Source organism: Collinsella aerofaciens (genome assembly GCF_039752985.1).
GTDB classification, from domain to species: Bacteria; Actinomycetota; Coriobacteriia; order Coriobacteriales; family Coriobacteriaceae; genus Collinsella; species Collinsella aerofaciens_BT.
Genome location: NZ_JBDMHA010000093.1, coordinates 1 through 4799, shown reverse-complemented (window position 1 = coordinate 4799; position 4799 = coordinate 1). Strand labels below are relative to the sequence as shown.

Below are 4799 nucleotides of genomic sequence, written 5' to 3'. Positions count from 1 at the left end.
GAGATAATCTCGTTACCGCTCGCATCGCACTCGCGGAAGATAAAGTCGCCCTTGGTACCCTCGGACGCATCGTTATCTTTCTCGAAGTACGCGTTGGGAAACGCCGTCATGCGCAGACGGTTAAACTCGGTCTCGCAGTGCTGCTCGAGCGACTCGCCCACCATCTTGGTAGACAGGCGGACCTTCATGTCCTTAAGACGCTCAATCTCTTCATCCTTGTAGCGAATCAGGTCATCGCTCGCGCGCTTGGCCTGCGCAAGCTCGAGCTCGTGTGCTGCCTTGGCTTGCTCCTCGCGAGAATCGCGCACCGCCAGCTCGCTCGTCAGCTTGGCACGTGCCTCATCGCGCTCTCGTTCCGCCGCGGCGACCGCCTCTGACAGGTTCATTTTTGCCATCAGTTCCTGCTCGCGCAGCTGGGCACGCAGGCCCTCGGCCTCTTGCTCGGACTGAGCCTTTGCGGCGGAAAACTTCTCTTGCACCTTCGCGCGATAGTCAGCAAGCGCGCGCTCGGCCTCGCTGCGAGCGGCATCGAGCTCACGCTGCGACTCTGCCGCGGCAGCGGCAAGCGCCATCTCCTGGGCCTTGTCCGCCGCGGCAAGCCTGGCCTGCAGCTCGGCAATCTGAGCGTCGCGTGCAGCTAAATCGTTTTGAGCAGCGTTGCGCGCCGCCGACTCGGCAAGCTTTGCTTCGTCGTCCTTGCGTCCAAGCTGTGCACGCAGGCTGTCAATCTCACGCTGGAGCTCGGCGTTCTCCTTCTGAGCATCGGCGCGAGCCTCAACCGCCGCTCGCTGGCTTGCGCTCTCACGCTCCGCGGCAGCACCCTCGAGCTTGGCGCGCAGCTCGGCAAGCTCGGCATCGCGCCTGGCAACCTCCTGCGCCAGTTCCTGAGCCGCGGCGTTTTTCTGCTCAACGAGCTGAGCGTTGCGCTGAGACTCCGCCTCCTGCAGAGCAGCCGTCGAGCGCGAGCGCTCAAGCTCCAGTGCCTGCTCGCCCTCGCGCTGGACTGCCTTCACACGCTCATCCAGGTCGCGCGAAAACTCAGCATCGCGCACTTGTTTGACGATATCCGCATAGCCGGACGCATCGACCTTAAAAACTTCGCCGCAATGCGGGCACTTAATCTCGTTCATAGCAGCTCCTCGATGGACGCAAATTTCAACCGACTACACTCTACCGCGCCGCACGGACAAAAAAGGCGCCGCCGCCATAATGGCAACGGCGCCAAAACCACCACAAAGCCACCTGCCCCCCCCTTGTGGTGGTTTGAGGGCTACAGCCTAAAGAAGCTAAGAATCTGATCGCGGCTTACGGGCTTGTAATCGTTGGCATCGAGACCGACATCGTAGCGAAAGATAGGGCGCTCGCGATCGCGGTTGCGTGCGTTGGCGCGGTCACCCCTGCTGTGGATATGCCCATGCAGCATAATGGCGCCACGTGCCTTGCCGTTCCAGCTGAGCATGGGGTAGTGGCTCATAACCAGACGATGGCCCTTGGCATAGCCGGGAGCAATCTCCAGGTAATCGCGCACGTTTTCCCAAATCTGCGGTACGTCGGAATCTTCCCAGTCGCCGTCATGGTTACCGCGGATGAGCGTCACGTTCTGGCATTCGATACGCTCGCGCAGGCGCACCGCCTCCGCCAGGGGCAAACGATAGGTAAAGTCACCCAGAATATAGAGGCGGTCGTCCGCAGCCACGCACTCATTGATGGCATCGATGACCTTGCGGTTCATCTCCTCGACCGAGTCAAACGGCCGGTCCATGTCGTGCAAGATATTCGTATCGCCCAGGTGCAGGTCGGCGGTAAACCACATCATCGTCTATGCCCTCATTTCGCAACGTGCTCAACTCGTGCTAAGTATACAGACGTAGCGATGCGGCGGTTATCCAAAGAGCCCGCCGAACAGTCCGCGGCGGCGCTTGTCTTGCTTTTTCGAAGCGTCACCCTGAGTTTTCTTGTCCTGCCGCATCTTACGGTCCTGTTCCAGCTCATCGTCATCGAGTAGCACATCCCACTCAAACGGATCATCTGCCAGATCAAACAGGTCATCGTCATCAAACATGGCAGCCTCCATTGCCGACTAGCGAGCATCCACCACGTAGAGCCCAACGCGCACCTGATGCCACGGGCTGCGCTCGGGGGCAACCTGTTGCACACGGGCCTCAAATACGTCCTCGTGGCCGTAATACATCATCAAGGACAGTGGGCCGACCTCGTTTCCCGGAACATAGCCAAGCTTGGTGTTGCCGTAATAAATCGCAACCGCCTCAGGGTCATGGGGATTATCGCGCTCGTCACACAGCGTCAGCTTATCGCCCGCTTTAAGATCGCCCAAGACCAAGGCGCCATCGGCATACTGAAATCCTGCAATGTGAAATGACAGAAGAACACGCGAAGGCTCGTACATAGCAACTCCCCTAACGGCTGGATAAACCAGCGTTTAACCTTACTGAGAAGCTTACGGGCCCGTGCGGACACAAATTCGCCCCACCCGCGCCTTTTCGACCGTTTGTCGCTACACCATCTGATTCTAATGCACAAACATGCGCACGAACTTGTGCTTCCAGCTTGCGTAAGGAGCATAGCGGAATGGCACGTCCAACCACGTTGCCTTGTTCACGATGCTCTTCTTGTGGCTAAACGTATCGAAACTCTCGCGGCCATGGTACTGCCCCATACCGCTCGCTCCCATGCCGCCAAAGCCCATATGGCTCGTAGCCAGATGCATGATGGTGTCGTTAACGCAGCCGCCGCCAAAGGGCACGTAGCGCACAAAGCGCTGCTGAACTGCGCGATCCTGGCTAAAGATATACAGAGCCAGCGGCGTCGGACGATCTGTAATAAACGTCTCGGCCTCGTCTAGGCTCTCAAACGTCAGCACCGGCAAAATGGGGCCGAAGATCTCCTCCTGCATCACGGCGTCATCGGGGGTCACGCCGTCCAAAATCGTCGGCTCGATCTTGAGCGACGACTCGCGCGCCGTGCCTCCAAGCACAACCTTATCGGGGTCGATCAGCCCGCGTACGCGCGCAAAATGCTTGGCGTTGACGATATGCCCGTAATCCTCGTTATCGAGCGGATGCTCGCCAAACATACGGCGGGCCTCCTCCTTGATAAGGTCCAGCAGCTCGTCGTGCACGCGCGCATCGACCAGCAGGTAGTCGGGCGCTACACAGGTTTGCCCCACGTTGAGCCATTTACCAAAGGCGATACGCCGCGCCGCGACCTTCAGGTTTGCCGTCGCATCCACGATGCAGGGACTCTTTCCGCCCAGCTCAAGCGTCACGGGCGTAAGGTTTTTACTTGCACGCTCCATGACGAGCTTGCCGACCGGAACGCTACCGGTAAAGAAGATCTTGTCCCAGTGCTCATCGAGCAGCGCTTCGTTCTCGGCGCGCCCGCCCTCGACAACCGTCACCAGGCGCGAATCAAATGCCTCTTCACAGATTTGCTTGAGCACCGCGCTCGATGCCGGAGCATATGCGCTCGGCTTGATGACCACGGTATTGCCCGCGGCAAGGGCGCCGGCGAGTGGCTCGAGCGTCAGCAAAAACGGGTAGTTCCACGGAGCCATGATGAGTGTGACGCCATAGGGCACGGCCTGCGTCTTGCACACACTCACGGCGTTGGCGAGGTCACACGGACGCAGACGCGGGCGACTCCATCGAGCCACATGCGCAATCTGATGTCGAATCTCGGAAAGCGACGTGCCGATCTCGCACATATAGGCCTCGTCATGCGACTTTCCCAAATCGGTCTTGAGCGCATGGGCGATATCGGCCTCGTGGGCCCGTACCGCATCGCGTAAACTCACGAGCGCACGACGCCGAGCATCGACATCAAACGTGGCGTGCGTCTTAAAGTAGGTGCGCTGATCGCCGACGATGCGCGCAATTTCCTCGGTGTTCATGGCAACCTCCTAGTTCTCGTCCTCAAACATACCACCCGCGACGACCTCGTACATACGCTCGAGCTCCAAACGGTCCATCAAAAGTGGAACGGGGTACAGGGGATTGGCCTCGGCATCGGCATGGGCCGCCATTTGCGGAATATCGGAGCGGCGAATACCCGAGACATATTTGGGGATTCCCAGGGCCTCGTTCATGCGGTCGACCCAATCGATAAAGGCCTCGGCCGCAAGACTGTCCTGCGCGGTAGCCGGCGCAATGCCCGCCATGCGAGCCAGATCGGCAAGCTTGGGGGCGGCGGTGTCACCATAGGCGCGAAGCATATGCGGCAGGATGATAGCGTTGGCCAAGCCGTGCGGAATCCCGTAACGCCCACCCAAGCTGTGTGCGATGGCGTGAACGTATCCAACATAGGAGCGGGTAAACGCAACGCCCGCCTTATACGCCGCCGAAAGCATATTGCGACGCGCACGCATGTCGTCGCCATGCTCATAGGCCTCGAGCAAATTGTCGTGGATGAGCTGCACCGCCTGTCGCGCCATCTTACGCGTATAGGGCGTGGTGCTTCGCCCGATAAAGGCCTCGACGGCATGCGTCAGGGCGTCCATACCCGTCTGCCCCGTAATGGAGGCGGGCAGACCGCGCGTAAACTCGGGGTCGTGCACCGCAAAGCGCGGGATAAGCACAAAGTCGTTAATGGGGTACTTGTAGTGCGTCTCGTCATCGGTGATAACCGCCGCGAGCGTGACCTCGCTTCCCGTGCCTGCCGTAGTGGGAACGGCGATAAGCAGCGGCAGGCGACGATGAATCCGCAGCAGGCCGCGCATCTTGTTGATGGGCTTGCTTGGCTGCGTGATGCGTGCACCCACGCCCTTGGCGCAGTCCATGGCC

Annotated in this window: 6 protein-coding genes; all 6 read right to left on the bottom strand. The window is 59.8% G+C overall.

What is annotated here, in order from left to right:
- Positions 1-1130 (bottom strand): DUF2130 domain-containing protein (locus ABHR76_RS09425; protein ID WP_346977518.1); only part of this gene is annotated, 1130 nt, incomplete at its 3' end.
- Positions 1131-1270: 140 nt separating this feature from the next.
- Positions 1271-1816: a metallophosphoesterase gene (locus ABHR76_RS09420; protein WP_035137043.1), complete on the bottom strand. Its 546-nt coding sequence runs from the start codon at positions 1814-1816 to the stop codon at positions 1271-1273.
- 66 nt (positions 1817-1882) lie between these two features.
- Positions 1883-2062 (bottom strand): hypothetical protein, encoded by a 180-nt coding sequence (locus ABHR76_RS09415; protein WP_035137042.1) that lies wholly within the window; start codon positions 2060-2062, stop codon positions 1883-1885.
- An 18-nt stretch (positions 2063-2080) separates the two neighbouring features.
- Positions 2081-2407: an HIRAN domain-containing protein gene (locus ABHR76_RS09410; RefSeq protein ID WP_161145005.1), complete on the bottom strand. Its 327-nt coding sequence runs from the start codon at positions 2405-2407 to the stop codon at positions 2081-2083.
- 123 nt (positions 2408-2530) lie between these two features.
- Positions 2531-3910, bottom strand: a complete 1380-nt coding sequence (locus tag ABHR76_RS09405) for an aldehyde dehydrogenase (protein WP_346977515.1) — start codon at positions 3908-3910, stop codon at positions 2531-2533.
- A 9-nt stretch (positions 3911-3919) separates the two neighbouring features.
- Positions 3920-4799: iron-containing alcohol dehydrogenase (locus ABHR76_RS09400; RefSeq protein ID WP_346977513.1), on the bottom strand; the 880-nt coding region annotated here is incomplete at its 5' end.

Bases quoted from the DNA above. Each gene is read 5' to 3' on its own strand.
- ABHR76_RS09420 (WP_035137043.1), bottom strand. From the start codon at position 1,816: ATGATGTGGTTTACCGCCGACCTGCACCTGGGCGATACGAATATCTTG.
- ABHR76_RS09405 (WP_346977515.1), bottom strand. From the start codon at position 3,910: ATGAACACCGAGGAAATTGCGCGCATCGTCGGCGATCAGCGCACCTAC.
- ABHR76_RS09415 (WP_035137042.1), bottom strand. From the start codon at position 2,062: ATGTTTGATGACGATGACCTGTTTGATCTGGCAGATGATCCGTTTGAG.
- ABHR76_RS09410 (WP_161145005.1), bottom strand. From the start codon at position 2,407: ATGTACGAGCCTTCGCGTGTTCTTCTGTCATTTCACATTGCAGGATTT.